Below are 16636 nucleotides of genomic sequence, written 5' to 3'. Positions count from 1 at the left end.
GATCACGCCACTGATGGGAATTAAGACACTTCTCGGTGGTAATGCAGAAGTTACATTTGTACAGGGATACAAACGGGATGAAAAGAAAGAAGAGTCTGAGGCGAACTGGCAGGAGACCAGCCTGGAAGATGGCGGCGGAAGCAGAAAAGAAGAGCAGTCTGTAGATGTGAAAGTAAAAGAAGAAAGAGTACTCCTCAGAAAAGAGGCAGCAGAGCTTGCCGCGCAGTATGATGAGGTCATTCTGGTTGGTGGTCTGAACCATGAGCATGACAGTGAAGGAATTGACCGCGCAGATATGAAACTCCCATATGAGCAGGATGAACTGATTCGGGAAGTACTGAAGGCAAATCCGAATACGGTGATTGTCATGATGGCAGGAAGTCCGGTTGAGATGGGGAGCTGGATCAAAGACGCAAAGGCTGTTGTATGGAACTGGTATTCCGGAATGGAAGGTGGAAATGCGCTTGCCGAAGTTTTATTTGGAAGAGTAAGTCCATCCGGAAAGTTGCCGGAAACCTTCTACAAAAAGCATACGGACTGTTCTGCACATGCAGTCGGAGAATTTCCGGGCGACGAAAAGGTGCGTTATAAAGAAAGTGTTTTCGTAGGCTACCGCTATAATGATACTTTTGGGATTGAACCGGAATTCTGTTTCGGACATGGACTTTCCTATACAACCTTTACCTATTCAGGTGCAGAGATAAAAAGGAACGGGGCTAAGCTGCAAGTCAGCTGTGATGTGACCAACACAGGAGACAGAGCAGGAAAAGAAAGCGATGTAGTTGAAGTCAGAATCGGAAGCTCATCAAGGAATATAAGAATTGCGAGAGTGTTGTAAGAAGATGAAATGGAGAATCATCCGCTCCGGTATCAGCCGGGGACTGGGAGATTCTCCATTTTTATTTAATCATGATTTATTCATTTATTTCAAAACGCCAGTGCTGCCTGATTCCCGGATATTTCTGGTGATCGACTTCGCTCATAAACATATCGTATGGTCTTGCACAGATTTTGAATGGTGCATACATTGCCTGGTAGACAACCAGCTTTTCGCCTGTTTCAGTATGCTCGGCGAAAGCCAGTACATTGTAGAGATATTTGGTGCTCTCTTCGGATACCCATTCTCTTTTGAAATGGCGCACGATATCACCAACATGGATTTCATGGAAGGGTTCTGCGTCATTTTTTTCGGTATTGGCAGAAAGCGTAGAAGCAGGCTGTGCTTCTGGGATAACCGTACTGGTTTGTGTTGAGGCAGACGATTCCGGGTGGAAAATTACAGACGCAGAATCTGCTTTATTTTCCGGATCGGCATCCAGATAAATATATTCATCTTTATCAAGAGAAACCGGTGCGCCGGTCTTTCCGATAATATGGACACCACCATACCAGGTGCCTTCGATTTCAAAAGTATCTCCGATCTGATATTCGGAAGAATATTCATCGTTCTTTTTTATAATTTTAATCTTATCCATAGATAGTACACTCCTGTTTGTATTTGAAAACTAATCTAATTATATGTGCATTTTCCAATTTTTCCAACCTAAAAATGGGAAAAATCGTGTATACTGGAAAGTACTAGTTGCTGGTCACAGGTACTGTGAACAGTAACTAGTACTACGGAAAGGGGAAAGATAAAATGGTAAAACCAATTATGAGAGATCTCTTTTTTCTGCGCCAGAAGGCAGAGAAAGCAACAAAAGGAGATTTTCCAGTTGCAATTGATTTACTGGATACATTAAAAGCGCACGAAGATGGCTGTGTGGGAATGGCAGCAAATATGATCGGGGTAAATAAAGCGATCATTGCAGTCAATATGGGATTTATGAATGTTGCGATGTTCAATCCGAAGATTGTAAAGAGAAACGGAAAGTATGAGACAGAAGAAGGATGCCTGTCTCTGGATGGCGTAAGAAAATGTGTGCGTTATCAGGAAATTGAAGTAGAATACGAGGATATCAATTTTAAACGGCAGAGACAAAAATACAGTGGATGGACGGCGCAGATTATTCAGCATGAGTGCGATCATCTGAATGGGATTATTATTTGATGGTATCCCAAAATCAAAGGTCTGGCATTATGGTTTCGCGTTTTGTGGAAAGAAAGTCCTGATTGGAACAGATAAATCGGAATAATGTTGCTATTACAACAGAAATGAAAATCCAGAAACCGTATACTTATCCATACAAAAAAAGAAGGTATGAGGAATGAAAATATGAGTAATACAGCGACGATTTCGCAGGGACAGGAGATTTTAGCACTCCAGGATGAACTGACCGGTGCGCTGATCGGTCTTGCCAGATCCTGTGGTAACAATCCAAAGACAGAAAACACAGATGAGATTATCATCGAAGGTCTTGTGCATACGATTACGAACAGTAACACCGGGGCAGCAGCTTTAAAAGCGATGATCGAAAAAGTAAGAGAAGAAAAAAATACCGTCGCACCGGATTGCGCAGTCTGTGCAGCACCGTGTGGCAATACCTCCGAATATGATGTGAGCAATATCTGGAAACACGAAACAGATGTGCGCGGCGTGGAGACTGCAATCCTTTTCGGAATCCGGGAGATGGCAGCTATCATTTCCCCGGCGGTCGTCATTGGGAAAACAGATGCGGAAGTGAACGAATTTTTCTATAAGGCACTCTGCATGATCAGTTATGGAATGAGTAAAGAGGATCTGTTACCGGTTGTGCAGGAACTGGGCGAGATGAAACAGAAGTGCAGAAGGCTTCTTGGACAGGTGTAGCAAGAGAATAGTCTGAAAAAATGAGATTTCTTGACAGAGAACAGGGGATTTGATATTGTTTAAAGGATGGAAAAATCTGACAGACGAGAAATGAACCGATAGAAAAGAAATGAAATAATGGGAAGCGGGTTGCGTTTGGCAATCCGCTTCTTTTGATGAGAAAGAAAAGAGGGCAAAAATGGAACTGAGTATACTTCTGATGGAGCAGATCGCAAAGCTGTTCATTATGATATTCATGGGTTATGCGATAGTCAAAATGGGATTTCTGAAGGATGAAGACAGTAAGGTACTGTCAACACTGGTATTATATCTGATCGTGCCATGTGTGATTCTGAATGCATTTCAGGTGGATTATACCCCGGAAAAGGTGAGCGGCCTTATGCTGGCATGCATCGCGTCACTGCTTCTTTTATTTATCCTGCTCCCGATCGTCAACCTGATCGGAAAAGTCCTGCATCTGAATGAAGTGGAAACCATGTCCATTTATTATTCCAATTCAGGAAATATGATCGTACCGCTTGTGGCATTTATGCTTGGCGAAGAGTGGGTGTTTTATGCATGTGTGTTTATGGGGATTCAGACCATCTTTTTCTGGACACACTGTAAAAATGTACTGAGCCATGAAAAAGGATTTAACCTGAAAAAAATATTTACCAATATCAATATCATTACGATCATAGCAGCAATCGTGTTGTTCTTTGCAAAGATCCGGCTGCCGGAAATTATAACCGGTACGTTAAGTTCTGTCGGGGCAATGGTGGGACCGGCAAGTATGTTTGTAATCGGAATGCTGATGGGCGGAATGAATATCAGAAAGGTTCTGACGAATAAGAAGGCGTATTTTATTGCGTTAATGCGTCTGATCGGATTTCCGTTTATTGCACTTCTGATCCTGAAGATCAGTGGACTGGTTGGATGGAATGCAGATGGGAAGAAGATCCTTCTGATCGTATTTCTGGCGATCATTGCACCTGCTGCTTCGACAGTTACGCAGATGAGTCAGGTGTATGGAAATGATTCCAGGTATGCGAGCACGATCAATGTGCTGACGACACTTGGGGCGATCGTGACGATGCCGCTGATGGTGTTGGTGTTCCAGATGGTGATGTAAAGAGATTGAGCATAAATATATTGTAGTAGAGAGATGAAAAAGAATGTTCCCGGGGACGGGGATGTTCTTTTTTATTAACAAGAAAATTCAATGGAAATAACTGGTTTCGGAAAAATGTTACAAATGGGTATGGAAAAGTAAAGAAAAATGTGGCAAACAGGTATGGATAAAGGTGGAAAAATGTTACAAATGAATGGAAAACCTATAAAATCACGGAGATTTCTATATAAAATGAAAATGTTGGCAACATTCCAATTTTCCACTTGACATTCCCCCACTTTCATCATAACATTTTGTAGAATGTTTATTGTCATGAAAAGTGGACTTACAGAAAAGGGGAAAATCACAGATGAAAAATTGGAATCAGGTTAAGCTGGTGCCGGAATTTAATGAACAGGGTGTAGCCTGTTATAAACTGGCCGGTGGGAACTATGTAAATGAATATTATGTTGTATCGGAAGCAGAGACAAGAAAGCTTCTGAATACACCGGAGATCGTCGGATATGAGGTATATGACTGCCTGATTCCTTCTACATCTCAGATGCTTTACTATTTTAAGGAACAGAAGAAAGTGACAACTGCAAATATTCTTTCTATCTTGAGAGGAGCGTTGAACTATCCGTTGGAGGAAAGCTGCTATAGAGAGCACATCCGTGTACACGATATCAGTTTCTTATCCAGTGAACGTGTATTTGCGGATGAAGAGATTGCAGGGCTTGAAATCAAATATAGTAAGCTTACCATGGTTCCGGACAGCACACTGATGATCGGAGATATCATTGCAAGTGGGGAGACTCTGATCCACTGCCTGCGCTATGTGACAGATTTTTACAGGAAGAACGGAGCAAAGCTTCGCAATATTATCATTTTCACAATTGGTGGGACAAAGGGAATTGAGATTCTTGAGAATCTTACCAGAGAGATCCGTGAGTTCTGGCCGGAATTTGAAGGGTTCATTACCGTGTATTATGAAGGAATTTTCAGTACTTATCAGGATAAAGGTGTGTCAGGAATCAACCTTCCGGATGTGGACTTCTACTGGAAGGACGGAATCATCACGCCGGAGTTCAGAAGAGAGACACTTTCCATGTGCAGTCCGCTTTTTGAAAAATGTATCATCTACGATGGCGGGGCAAGACGCTATGAGATTCATGAGCATGTAGAGGAAGTTCTGGAATTCTGGGAAGGAATCAAAGAGAGAGCAGATAAGATCGATTTTAAAGAACTGCTTGATGAAAAGATTGGATACCCGACACCGATCAGTTATGAGGACTGGATCGAGAAGAACCACTATGAGAAGATCCGTCCGGCAGACACCAAGTGGCTGTACCGTCAGGAACAGGGATATATCGAGAGTATGAAAAATATTACATTAAAAGAACTGGCAGATCAGAGAATTACCGAATTTACCGATTCTTTGAAGAAATATATGCTATAAAAAGAATGAACTTGTTGATCACAGAGAATGGAATGAGGTAAAAAATGAGCAAAAACACGAAAAATACAACTGTTGATATTGACTATGCGGACCAGGCAGTCCCGAAAGAGGGCAGAAAAGGTTTCCTGACCATGTTTATGATCATGCTGGGATTTACATTTTTCTCGGCAAGTATGTGGGTTGGGCAGCAGATGGCAGCAGGACTTGATTTCTGGGGATTTATCAAGTCCCTTCTCCTTGGAGGAGCGATCCTTGGTGTGTATACAGGACTTCTGGGATATGTAGGTGCAAAGACCGGACTTAGCATGGATCTTCTGGCAAAAAGAGCGTTTGGAGAAAAAGGATCTTATCTTTCTTCTGCAATGATCAGCTTCACTCAGATCGGATGGTTCGGTGTGGGTGTTGCGATGTTTGCAATCCCGGTATCAGGAGAGCTTCTCGGTGGAAGTAAGGCTGCGATGTGGGCTCTGGTATTGGTTGCAGGAGGCTGTATGACTGCTTCTGCATATTTCGGAATTGATTCCCTTACGGTGGTAAGCTATATTGCAGTTCCGCTCGTTGCGATTCTTGGAACGGTAGCAATGGTGATGGCAGTTCGGCAGGGAAATGGAACGATCGTTGACCAGTTTGCAGTATCCAGTGGATCTGTGACCGTGATCGGTGGAGCAGGTATGGTAGTCGGTTCCTTCGTATCAGGCGGAACGGCAACTCCGAACTTTGCAAGATTTGCAAAGGATGCCAAATCAGGTACAATTGCAACGGTTGTAGCATTCTTTATCGGGAATTCACTGATGTTCTTTTTTGGGGCGATTGCCTATATTTTCGTTGGCGGAAATGATATCTTTGAGGTTATGATCCGTCTGAATCTGTTCTATATGGCGATTCTGGTTCTGGGACTCAATATCTGGACCACCAACGACAATGCGCTGTATTCAGCAGGTCTTGGACTGGCAAATATTTTCCGGCAGAAGAAGAAACCGATGGTTCTGATTTCAGGTATTATCGGAACGCTTCTTTCTGTATGGCTGTATTACAATTTCTGTAACTGGCTGAACGTACTGAACTGTACCCTTCCGCCGGTAGGGATTATCCTGGTGCTCTCGTACTTTATAAATAAGAAGGAGTACGATAGTGATAAAGTAGAAATCAAAACTGTGAACTGGTTTGCCGTGATCGGTGTGATCGCAGGTGCAGTGGTAGCAAATCTTGTGTCATGGGGAATTGCTTCGATCAATGGTATGGCAGTTGCAGCGGTCTGCTATGTGGCTGGACAGGTGGTTTGCAAAAATCATAATGAAGCGGCAGAAAATGCATAAATGAATAGCGTAAATGAACGGGCAGATTCGGGGAACAGAGTCTGCCCGTTGTTATATTATGGAGCAGGATTACGCATAAGGTTATCAGTCTAAACAATATTATTAAAAAAACTGACCATAAGTCAATAAACAAATTGACTTATGGTCAGTTTTGTTGTATATTGGTTTTGTAAAATAAATGACCAATAGTCATTGAAGGAGAAAAAATAAAAAAGAAAAGAGGAATAAAGTATGGTAAAGGTTGGCAAAAAGATTGTTAAATTCAGAGTACCGATACTGATACTCAGTATTATCCTTTTGATTCCGGCTGTGTGGGGGTATGTGAACACCAGGATCAACTATGATGTGCTGACTTATCTTCCGGAAGACATTGAGACAATGCAGGGACAAGAGATCATGACGAATGATTTTGGGATCGGGGCATTTTCGATGCTGATGGTAGACGGCATGGAAGATAAAGAGATTGTGAAGCTGAAAGAAAAGGTAGAGAAGGTAGACGGAGTAGAGAATGTACTCTGGTATGATTCACTGGCTGATATTTCGGTTCCACAGAGCATGCTTCCGTCAAAGCTGTATGATGAGTACAACACAGAAGACGGAACAATGATGGCGGTATTTTTCAAAGACGGAACTTCATCCGATGAGACCATGAAAGCAATTACCGAGATCCGTAAGGTCACCGGAAAGCAGTGCTTCTTAAGTGGAATGTCTGCGATTGTAGAGGACACCAAAGAGCTTGCCGAAAAGGAAACACCACTTTATGTACTGATCGCAGTCGCACTTTCGGCACTGGTTCTGGCAATTACGATGGAATCGATTTTTGTTCCGGTACTGTTCCTTTTGAGTATCGGAATCGCAATCGTATATAATCTTGGAACGAATGTATTTTTTGGAGAGATTTCTTATATCACGAAGGCACTGGCAGCGGTACTTCAGCTCGGTGTCACTATGGACTATTCTATTTTCCTGATGCACAGTTATCAGGAGCAGCAGGTGCGCTATAACGGAGATAAAGAGCGGGCGATGGCACACGCGATTTCCCAGACCTTTTCATCCGTAATCGGAAGTTCAGTTACGACGGTTGCCGGATTTATCGCACTCTGCTTTATGAGCTTTACGCTTGGAAAAGATATTGGTATCGTTATGGCAAAAGGTGTTATCTTTGGAGTTCTGGTCTGTGTAACCGTTCTTCCGTCCATGATCCTGTGCTGTGACAAGCTGATCGAGAAGACAAAACACAAACCGCTGCTTCCGGATATTGGAAGGATTTCGGATAAGGTGACAAAGCGTTACGTGATTTATGTAGTAGCATTTGTGATCCTTCTGTTTCCGGCGATTTACGGAAACAATCACACAGGTGTTTACTACAATCTGGACGAATCGCTGCCAAAGGATCTTCCGAGTGTCATTGCGAACACGAAATTAAAAGAAGATTACAATATGAACACCACACATATGATCCTGGTGGACAGCTCGGTTGCAGGTTCTGATGTCAAGAAGATGTCACAGGAGATTGAAAAAGTAGATGGTGTTAAATGGGTACTTGGACTGGATAACCTGGTCGGCTCCGGTGTTCCGGCAGATATGCTCCCGGAATCTGTCACCGGTATGCTGAAAAATGACAAGTACCAGCTGCTGATGGTAAATTCTACTTACAAAGTAGCAACGGATAAAGTAAACAAACAGATTGAGCAGATTGATAAGATCATGGATAAATATGATAAGGGTGCAATGCTGGTAGGAGAAGGACCTCTTACAAAAGACCTGATTAACATTACAGACACGGACTTTAAGCGCGTAAGCGCAGTGTCTATTGGAATCGTATTTGTGATTATTCTGCTTCTGTTCAAATCAGTTACTATTCCGGTGATCCTGGTCGGTGTGATCGAATTTGCGATCTTTGTGAATATGGGTATTCCGTTTTACACTGGAACAAAGCTGCCGTTTGTGGCATCAATCGTAATCGGTACGATCCAGCTTGGCGCGACTGTGGATTATGCGATCCTGATGACCACCAGATATCAGAGAGAGAGAAGCCGCGGCGCAGGCAAATTTGACGCGATCACAACAGCGCATAAGTTCTCTGCGCAGTCGATCATCGTCAGTGCGCTCAGCTTCTTTGCTGCAACGATCGGTGTCGGACTTTATTCCAATATCGATATGATCAGTTCGCTGTGTATCCTGATGGCGAGAGGTGCACTGATCAGTATGGTGGTTGTTGTGCTGATCCTTCCGTCCTTATTCATGGTATTTGACAAGATTATTGTAAAGACGAGCAAAGGTTTCCGACCGTCAGGCTTGAAATCATAACCACATCATAGTATAATTCTCTTGGATTATTATATGATACAAGGAACGGAGAAAAAGATCCGTGCGTATCAAAAGGGCTGATACAATCTTGCTATCATAAAAGGAATAAGGAGGAATCCACTATGATTAATTGGAACAATTTGGATACACTTACATCATTTAAAGAACTTTCGGAAGTAGAACGTGTCAATCTTGCAGAAGTGATGTCCGGTGAGAACGGAGCAGAACGTGTTAAGGATTACAGCGTTCCGATGACAGAGGATCTTACTTACAATTACGCTGCAAAAGCAGTAGATGATAAAGTACTTGCAGCACTTGCAAAGCTTGCAAAAGAAGCGCAGCTGACAGAAAAGTACGCAGCACTCTACAATGGAGAAGTGATCAACACAGGAGAAAAGAGACTGGTTCTTCATCAGCTCACCCGTGGACAGCTTGGAGATAAAGTAGAAGCTGACGGAGTAGACAAGCGAGAATTCTATGTTAAGCAGCAGCAGAGGATCGCAGATTTTGCCAATAAAGTACATGCCGGCGAGATTACAAATGCAGCAGGTGAGAAATTCACAACAGTCGTACAGATCGGTATCGGTGGAAGTGACCTTGGTCCTCGCGCAATGTATCTTGCACTTGAGAACTGGGCTAAGAAGAACGGCACATTCAAGATGGAAGCCAAATTCATCAGCAATGTTGACCCGGATGATGCAGCAGCAGTACTGAATTCAATTGATGTAGCACATTCTATTTTTGTTCTGGTATCAAAGTCAGGAACAACTCTTGAGACTCTTACCAATGAGTCATTTGTAAAAGATGCCCTGAAGAATGCAGGTCTGGATGCTTCCAAGCATATGATCGCTGTTACAAGCGAGACATCACCACTTGCAAAGAGCGATGATTATCTTGCAGCATTCTTCATGGATGATTATATCGGAGGACGTTACTCATCTACTTCAGCAGTCGGCGGTGCCGTACTTTCGCTGGCATTCGGACCGGAAGTATTTGCACAGTTCCTTGCAGGAGCAGCAAAGGTAGATGAAGTTTCCAAGAATGAAGATTTATTGAAGAACCCGGCAATGCTGGATGCGATGATCGGTGTATACGAGCGTAATGTACTCGGATATCCGGCAACAGCCGTTCTCCCATATTCGCAGGCACTGAGCCGTTTCCCGGCACATCTGCAGCAGCTGGATATGGAATCCAATGGTAAATCAGTTAACCGCTTTGGCGAGCCGGTAGATTACCCGACAGGTCCGGTGATCTTCGGAGAACCAGGAACAAACGGACAGCATTCCTTCTATCAGCTTCTCCACCAGGGAACCAACATCATACCGCTCCAGTTCATCGGCTTCAAGAACAGCCAGATCGGAACCGATGTTGTGATCCAGGACAGCACAAGCCAGCAGAAGCTCTGCGCAAACGTAGCTGCACAGATCGTAGCATTTGCATGCGGTAAATCAGACGAGAACCGCAACAAGAATTTTGAAGGTGGACGTCCGTCAAGTATTATCATCGGTAAAGAACTGACACCAGAGACACTCGGTGCACTTCTTGCACATTTTGAGAATAAGGTTATGTTCCAGGGATTTGTATGGAATGTGAACAGCTTCGACCAGGAAGGTGTTCAGCTTGGAAAAGTACTTGCCAAACGTGTACTTGCCCATGAGACAGACGGAGCACTGAAAGTATACAGTGATCTTTTAGATATCTAATCAGAATTAATGAAAGAGACCAGAGTCGGTGCGAATTTTAGGATTCGGACCGGCTTTTTGGATACGAAAATATGCAAGAGAAGCTACCAGGATATTCTGTCAGGATTTCCGGCTGAATGATTGTTTTTTAGGAAAAAGACATAAAACCAGGAAAAGAGAAAGACTATGAAATTAGAAAATTACGAGGTGCATCTCCCGAATTATTCCATCGGAGATGCAATTTACGATAAAATCGGACCGGTCTGTGAATCTTATGGAAAAACGGTACTTGTGATCGGCGGAAAAAGGGCACTTGATGCGGCTTTTGATAAGATCAAAGCGGCGGTCGACCAGACGAATCTGGAGATTATTGGAAAAGAACTTTATGGGAAAGACTGTACCTATCAGACGGTAGAAAAGCTTCGCCGGATGTCGGTTTATCAGAAAGCAGATATGGTATTTGGAGTAGGAGGGGGCAAAGCACTGGATACGGTAAAATGTCTGTGTATTACAGATGATAAACCGGTGTTCAGCTTTCCGACAATCGCATCCAACTGTTCGGCATGTACATCGGTGTCGATCATGTATAACGAGGATGGTACATTTCTGAAACCGAATTTCTTCGTGCGTCCGGTCATGCATGCATTTATCGATACAGAAATCATAGCAAAAGCACCGAGTCAGTATATGTGGGCAGGAATTGGTGATACCTATGCAAAATACTATGAAGCAACAATCTCATCAAGGGATGAAAGACTGGAACATTTCACTTCACTTGGTGTAGCAGTCAGTCTGATGTGCAGGAATCCGCTTCTGGAATATGGACCGAAGGCATTTGCAGACCATAAAAAGGGACTGTGTACATATGATGTAGAGCAGGTGGTTCTGGCGATCGTTGTGACAACCGGAATTGCATCCATTTTCCTTACAAAAGATTTCACACCGGATTATAACAGTGGACTTGCACATGCAATTTTTTATGCTCTGACGAAGTATCCGGTGATCGAGCAGCGGCATCTGCACGGGGAAGTAGTTGGATTTGGTGTGCTTCTGGCACTTCTTGTAGATGGACAGGAAGAAGAATTTGAGAAAATATATCAGCTGAATCGCGAGATAGGGCTTCCGGTGTCTTTGAAAGAAATTGAGATTACAGAGGATGAATGGAAAGAAAGTATGGGACATATTCCGAAAATGTCGGATGTAGCACATTACCCATATAAGGTAACCCGGGAAATGCTGGAAGATGCAATGCAGAAACTGAAAGAAAGAGTCAGAAAGGATCAGAGCCATGAAGAATAAGAAATCCGCAGCTTCCTCTATGATTCTTGGGGTAGCGTTTATCTGCTGTGTTGCAGATTTTGGAATCGCACAGTTCGGGCTTCTGACACTGATCCAGAAGGCGTATAGTGTGCTGGCGTATCTGGCGATTCCGGTAATCCTTATTCCATATCTGATCCACATGGCAGTGACCAGATTTGATACGAAGTAATGAGAGAATAAAGGGAAAAGAGGACAAAAGATGCCAATCGGTGTTATAGTAAATGTAAGTATGGTGATGCCGGTTAGTTATCTTTGGAGTACTTATATTTTACTAGAGATGAGCAAAACACATTGATCCAAAAGTAGAACTTGGCAGTTAGCTCCCATAAAGTTTGAGGTTGCGATTTTATGGCATAGCAAAGCTAACGTAAGTCCAAAACTTACGAAATCATAAGACTATGAGAATTTTTTAATCAAGCAATTCGTTTTATTGTTTTTAGTTTGCGATAAGACTGACCAGAATGGCTAGTGATTGCGGCAACGGCAACTGCTAGTAAACTGATATGGGCAAGTGTGTTTAAGTTTGTAACAGATGCTTTATTTCTTACCCACATCCGCTCTTGACCAGTATTTTTAAAACGCGAATTATAGCGTTCACATTCTGTGCGGAGTGAATAATTACTTTTAAAATATTTGCTGTCCCTATCAATGGAAAGTCTTAAATCATCAGGAATGGTGAGATATTTCGTACAGCCACGATGCTTTTTACCATTATAGAAATTTTTGTGGTGGCATGGGCAAAGGGTATCTTTACTTGATTTTAGAGGACAACAAAACTTTTGACGGGTACGACCACAATCGGAAAACTTACCATCCTTCCACATGGCAAGCCCTGCTTCACAAATGGGATTCCCTTGAGGAAGAAGTTTCGGATTTTTGGTATTACGTTTGTTTAATGGAATGATACATTCTCCATTGTAAAGTTCCTTAACCTGATTGTAGATATTTTTGACATCGTAACCTTTGTCGGCAAGGAATATGCAGTCCGTTATTGGTTGAAAGGAATGGGTAGCAGCAAGGATATCTAAAGCGACGGTAGCATCATGAACTTCCGCGGTTGTGGTCATTTCATAAATAGGAAGACCTGAAATACAGTCTACAAGGACATGATTTTTATAGCCCCAATAAAATTCATATTTTTTCTCATTCGTTTGATTGGATGCAGTGTGGACGCCGAGTCTACAATCTGAATTCGCCTTTGGTTGATTTCCGGGCTTAAACTTATTTGAGAGAAAAGATTTCGGATTATTCTGTGAAGTATTTGCAGAGACAGGAGTTGAATCTAAGCCAATAAAAGAAGTGTCTACAATACCTTCTTTAGAAAGGAATAGCACCTGAGTTTTCATGATTTTAGAGAGAACTTTGTTATCAAAATTTTTCAAGAAGCGATCAAAAGTCCAATAAGAAGGAAGTGGACGAGAAATATCAAAGCCACAAAAATGCGCAATCAGAAGATTATTGTGAAGATAATCGACAAGATCGGAAATCATGGAGAAACCTTCGCATTTCATGACAATAAAGGAACAAATCATAGCGTGATTTGAAAAGCCTTTCCTTCCTGTCTTGGGGAATTCCGGAACAAAGGATAAATCAAGATTCAGAAAAAGAGAATCATAAAACTTTGCAACTGGTTGTGAAGTGAAAAGACGAATGTCTTTCAAAATTTCTTGACGATAGATAACAATCAGCTCCTTTCGGTGAATTGATTTTGACAACTTAATTATACCATTTGGAGCTGATTGTTACTATAAATTTGGAGTGATAAAAGAGGTTGCCATGCCTCGCAAACCCGTATAAATACTGAATGTGTGGAGTTTTGCTCATGGCTAATATTTTACCATTAGTGAGGTGATGGAATGGCAAAGATTACAGTGTGGTCAAAACAGCATGAAAATGTCTGGAAAGTTCTTCAGGAGACCGGACGATATACGGTAAAGCGAGAGTATATCATAAAGGATCTCAAAGAACATTCGGAGCTGGTTCTGGATACTTATGAATGGCTGGTCAAGAACGGACCGGACTACGGGAATAAACCGGCGGATGTGGAATTTCCGGTATGGGTATCCTTCAGGCAGGATGCAACGATGCTTCCGGAAAAAGGAAGAGTGATCCTGGAACTGGAGATCGAAGAATCCCTGATTACCAGAGTGAATTTCACAAAATGGGGAATGATCCTCAACTATTCCTATATTCCGGCAGACAAGGCGGATGAAAAGCGACACAAAGAGCTTCTGGAAGCCTATGGAGTCAGCGACACGCAGGCGTATATGTCGCAGTTCTATCCGGAGATCAAACGGGAGATCCGGGAGAGCTGGAAGAGGCTTTTTGATGATGACATCCAGATCGGAAGTGATGGATGTTATGGAAACATCTGGGAGGTGCGAAGAGAATGGGTGAAAAATGTAATACAATAACCTTATATGCATCACAGGCAGACCCGGTAATCGAAGCAATTGAGCGGAATGGCGTGTGTTTTTCCAAAGAGGCGTATGTGCGGAAAAAATATCAGGAGAGTGCAAAGATTTTCACAACAGCCTATTCCTGGTTTGTGCGTGAGATGGAGAAATATGTGAAGAAGCCGGATGGTGCGGAGTATCCGTACTGGGCATTCCGTGAAGCCTATAATGTGGATCAGTCGATGGGCGGCAACTTCCTGACACTGGAAGTACCATTGGATGAAGTTCTGCTTTTTGATATGTATGACTGGAATAAGATTCTCTGTCTCAAATATATTGGGGAAGATGAAAAAAATGAGAAGCAGTTCCAGGAGCAGCTGGAGATGTATGGGATCAAAGAGATGGATGCGGTGTTGAGTAATTTTTATCCATTACAGAAGCAGCAGATTCTGAAAAGCTGGCAACGTCTGACACGGTATCATGAAGAATTGTTACATGGAAATACAGAGCTTGTAAGGGATGTACAAGCAGGACTTTGGAGAATAAAAAAGGAGTGGATCAGATAGATGAAAGTATTGGTATACAGAAAATGCAGTACCTGTCAGAAGGCGCTGAAATGGCTGAAGGCATATGAGATTGCATTTGAGGAACGGGCAATCGTGGAGGAAAATCCAACCTATGAAGAGCTGAAGGAATGGCATGCGATGAGTGGGGTCCCGCTGAAAAAGTTTTTTAATACAAGTGGGATGCTTTATAAGCAGATGCAGCTGAAAGACAAGCTCCCGACGATGACGGAAGATGAGCAGATAAAGCTGCTGGCGACAGATGGTATGTTGGTGAAAAGACCGTTTGTAGTTGGGGACGGATTTGTACTGACCGGGTTTAAAGAAAAAGAATGGGAAGAAAAATTGTTGAAGTAGTGGGGAAGATGAGTGCTGTAAAAGGTGCTCATCTTTTTATTCTGCCTGTAAAGAATGTGTAAAAAGAATTGAAAGAAGACGGAACACTTACGAAACTGAGTAAGAAATGATTTGGACAGGATACGGCTCCGGAAGAGGACCGATTTGAAAAAACAATAAACTAAAAAGAAAAATAACGGGTAACTCAATGAAAAGAGGAACCCGTTATTTTTTATTCAGATTTTTTTGATTTTATTAGACCAAGGAGCAGGACGGCCGGAAAAGTAATGGCTGCGAAAATTCCGGTTTTCAGACTGCCGCCGGCGTAGGAAGATACCAGACCTGCAAGCGTCGGGCCACCGGAACATCCCAGATCTCCGGCAAGTGCAAGGAGGGCAAACATTGTTGTGCCGCCACGTGGAATAGAGACGGATGCGGTGCTGAAAAGTCCCGGCCACATAATTCCAACGGAGAATCCGCAAAGCGCACATCCAAAAAGGTTCAGCGCAGGAAATGGAAGGATGGAAATACATAAATAGGAAAGGATGCAAAGAATGCAGCTTCCTCTCATGAACAGATCCAGCCGGATCCTGTCTCCATATTTCCCGTAAAGTAGCCGGGAAGCCCCCATACAGGCTGCAAAGGTAAGAGGACCGGCAAGATCGCCGAGTGTTTTGGAAATGTGCAGGCTTGTCTCGGCAAAAGTGGATGCCCATTGGCTGACTGCCTGTTCGCTGGCACCGGCACAGGTCATCATAAGCATTAACATCCAGAAGATTTTAGATGTGCACAATTCTCTGAGAGAAAGTCCCTGTTCACCTTCTTCGTGAAGGGAGTAGATTGATGCACTTCTGAAGAGGAAAGTGTTAAATATTGGGATGACAGCCCACATAAGTGCGAGGATTTTCCAGTGCGATATTCCGAAAAACCAGAAAAATGCGGTTGATAACAGAACAACGCCCACATGCCCCCAACAGTAAAAGGAATGCAGGAGACTCATTGCTTTTTCTTTGTTATCAGTAGGACAGGCTTCAATGATCGGGCTTACCAGTACTTCGAGAAGTCCACCGCCGATCGCATAAATGATAACTGCGATTACAAGTCCGGTATAAGGGGAGGAAAAAACTTCCGGAAGAACGGTGAGTAATATCAGTCCTGCCGCAGAAAGGATATGCGCAATTAAAATCGAAATGCGGTATCCGATCCTGTCGATGAAGAATGCGGATAGAAGATCGACAAACAGCTGAATGATAAAGTTGAGTGTGATCAAAAAGGTAATTCGTTCTAGTGAAATATAGTAATTATTTTGGAAAGTGACAAAAAGAAGAGGAACAAAATTATTTACGATAGCCTGAACGATGTAACCAATAAAACAAGCGTAGATGGTCTGCATACAATTTGTGTTTTTTTTCATT

The 16636-nt window shown here is 42.8% G+C and carries 16 protein-coding genes; 13 read left to right on the top strand and 3 right to left on the bottom strand.

What is annotated here, in order from left to right; genetic code table 11:
• Positions 1-13: 13 nt before the first annotated feature.
• On the top strand, positions 14-838 hold the full coding sequence (locus tag PGZ10_RS07720) for a glycoside hydrolase family 3 protein (RefSeq protein ID WP_442872544.1): 825 nt from the start codon (positions 14-16) through the stop codon (positions 836-838).
• Positions 839-914: 76 nt separating this feature from the next.
• Here the strand turns inward: PGZ10_RS07720 and PGZ10_RS07715 are convergent, their stop codons facing one another.
• Positions 915-1475 carry a DUF1653 domain-containing protein gene (locus tag PGZ10_RS07715; RefSeq protein ID WP_243002804.1) on the bottom strand — a complete coding sequence of 187 codons (561 nt, stop codon included), beginning with the start codon at positions 1473-1475 and terminating at the stop codon, positions 915-917.
• Between the two features lie 164 nt (positions 1476-1639).
• Here PGZ10_RS07715 and PGZ10_RS07710 point away from each other — a divergent pair, with 164 nt between their 5' ends.
• From PGZ10_RS07710 to PGZ10_RS07670, 9 genes are all read left to right on the top strand, one after another.
• Positions 1640-2050, top strand: coding sequence for a peptide deformylase (locus tag PGZ10_RS07710; RefSeq protein ID WP_055247494.1), 411 nt, complete (start codon positions 1640-1642; stop codon positions 2048-2050).
• A gap of 165 nt (positions 2051-2215) precedes the next feature.
• Positions 2216-2749, top strand: a complete 534-nt coding sequence (locus tag PGZ10_RS07705; protein WP_270541040.1) for a hypothetical protein — start codon at positions 2216-2218, stop codon at positions 2747-2749.
• A gap of 178 nt (positions 2750-2927) precedes the next feature.
• Positions 2928-3860: an AEC family transporter gene (locus PGZ10_RS07700; protein WP_118198672.1), complete on the top strand. Its 933-nt coding sequence runs from the start codon at positions 2928-2930 to the stop codon at positions 3858-3860.
• 349 nt (positions 3861-4209) lie between these two features.
• On the top strand, positions 4210-5298 hold the full coding sequence (locus tag PGZ10_RS07695) for a hypothetical protein (protein ID WP_270541039.1): 1089 nt from the start codon (positions 4210-4212) through the stop codon (positions 5296-5298).
• Positions 5299-5342: 44 nt separating this feature from the next.
• Positions 5343-6614: a cytosine permease gene (gene codB / locus PGZ10_RS07690; RefSeq protein WP_270541038.1), complete on the top strand. Its 1272-nt coding sequence runs from the start codon at positions 5343-5345 to the stop codon at positions 6612-6614.
• Between the two features lie 231 nt (positions 6615-6845).
• Positions 6846-8924, top strand: coding sequence for an efflux RND transporter permease subunit (locus tag PGZ10_RS07685; protein ID WP_270247095.1), 2079 nt, complete (start codon positions 6846-6848; stop codon positions 8922-8924).
• 122 nt (positions 8925-9046) lie between these two features.
• Positions 9047-10627: a glucose-6-phosphate isomerase gene (locus PGZ10_RS07680; protein ID WP_008373449.1), complete on the top strand. Its 1581-nt coding sequence runs from the start codon at positions 9047-9049 to the stop codon at positions 10625-10627.
• A gap of 165 nt (positions 10628-10792) precedes the next feature.
• Entirely contained in the window at positions 10793-11905 is a 1113-nt protein-coding gene (locus tag PGZ10_RS07675) for an iron-containing alcohol dehydrogenase family protein (protein ID WP_055247576.1), read from the top strand.
• Entirely contained in the window at positions 11895-12095 is a 201-nt protein-coding gene (locus PGZ10_RS07670) for a hypothetical protein (protein ID WP_117824606.1), read from the top strand. The genes PGZ10_RS07675 and PGZ10_RS07670 overlap by 11 nt, the downstream gene beginning before the upstream one ends.
• A gap of 244 nt (positions 12096-12339) precedes the next feature.
• Here the strand turns inward: PGZ10_RS07670 and PGZ10_RS07665 are convergent, their stop codons facing one another.
• Positions 12340-13641: a transposase gene (locus PGZ10_RS07665; protein WP_270541037.1), complete on the bottom strand. Its 1302-nt coding sequence runs from the start codon at positions 13639-13641 to the stop codon at positions 12340-12342.
• Between the two features lie 141 nt (positions 13642-13782).
• Here PGZ10_RS07665 and PGZ10_RS07660 point away from each other — a divergent pair, with 141 nt between their 5' ends.
• From PGZ10_RS07660 to PGZ10_RS07650, 3 genes are read left to right on the top strand one after another with little or no spacing between them, the layout of a single operon-like run.
• Positions 13783-14340 carry a DUF3841 domain-containing protein gene (locus tag PGZ10_RS07660; RefSeq protein ID WP_008373458.1) on the top strand — a complete coding sequence of 186 codons (558 nt, stop codon included), beginning with the start codon at positions 13783-13785 and terminating at the stop codon, positions 14338-14340.
• Complete coding sequence (locus tag PGZ10_RS07655) at positions 14316-14888, top strand: DUF3841 domain-containing protein (RefSeq protein ID WP_270541036.1); 573 nt, start codon at positions 14316-14318, stop codon at positions 14886-14888. Before PGZ10_RS07660 ends, PGZ10_RS07655 begins: the two co-directional genes overlap by 25 nt.
• A complete protein-coding gene (locus PGZ10_RS07650; RefSeq protein ID WP_270541035.1) occupies positions 14889-15242 on the top strand; it encodes an arsenate reductase family protein in 354 nt (117 codons plus the stop codon).
• A 211-nt stretch (positions 15243-15453) separates the two neighbouring features.
• Here PGZ10_RS07650 and PGZ10_RS07645 read toward each other — a convergent pair whose 3' ends face one another.
• Complete coding sequence (locus PGZ10_RS07645) at positions 15454-16635, bottom strand: MFS transporter (protein WP_270541034.1); 1182 nt, start codon at positions 16633-16635, stop codon at positions 15454-15456.
• Between the last annotated feature and the right edge of the window lies 1 nt (position 16636).

This window comes from Coprococcus sp. AF102-57, assembly GCF_027686195.1.
Classification (GTDB): domain Bacteria; phylum Bacillota; class Clostridia; order Lachnospirales; family Lachnospiraceae; genus Allocoprococcus; species Allocoprococcus comes.
This window is presented reverse-complemented; position numbering and strand designations above follow the sequence as displayed.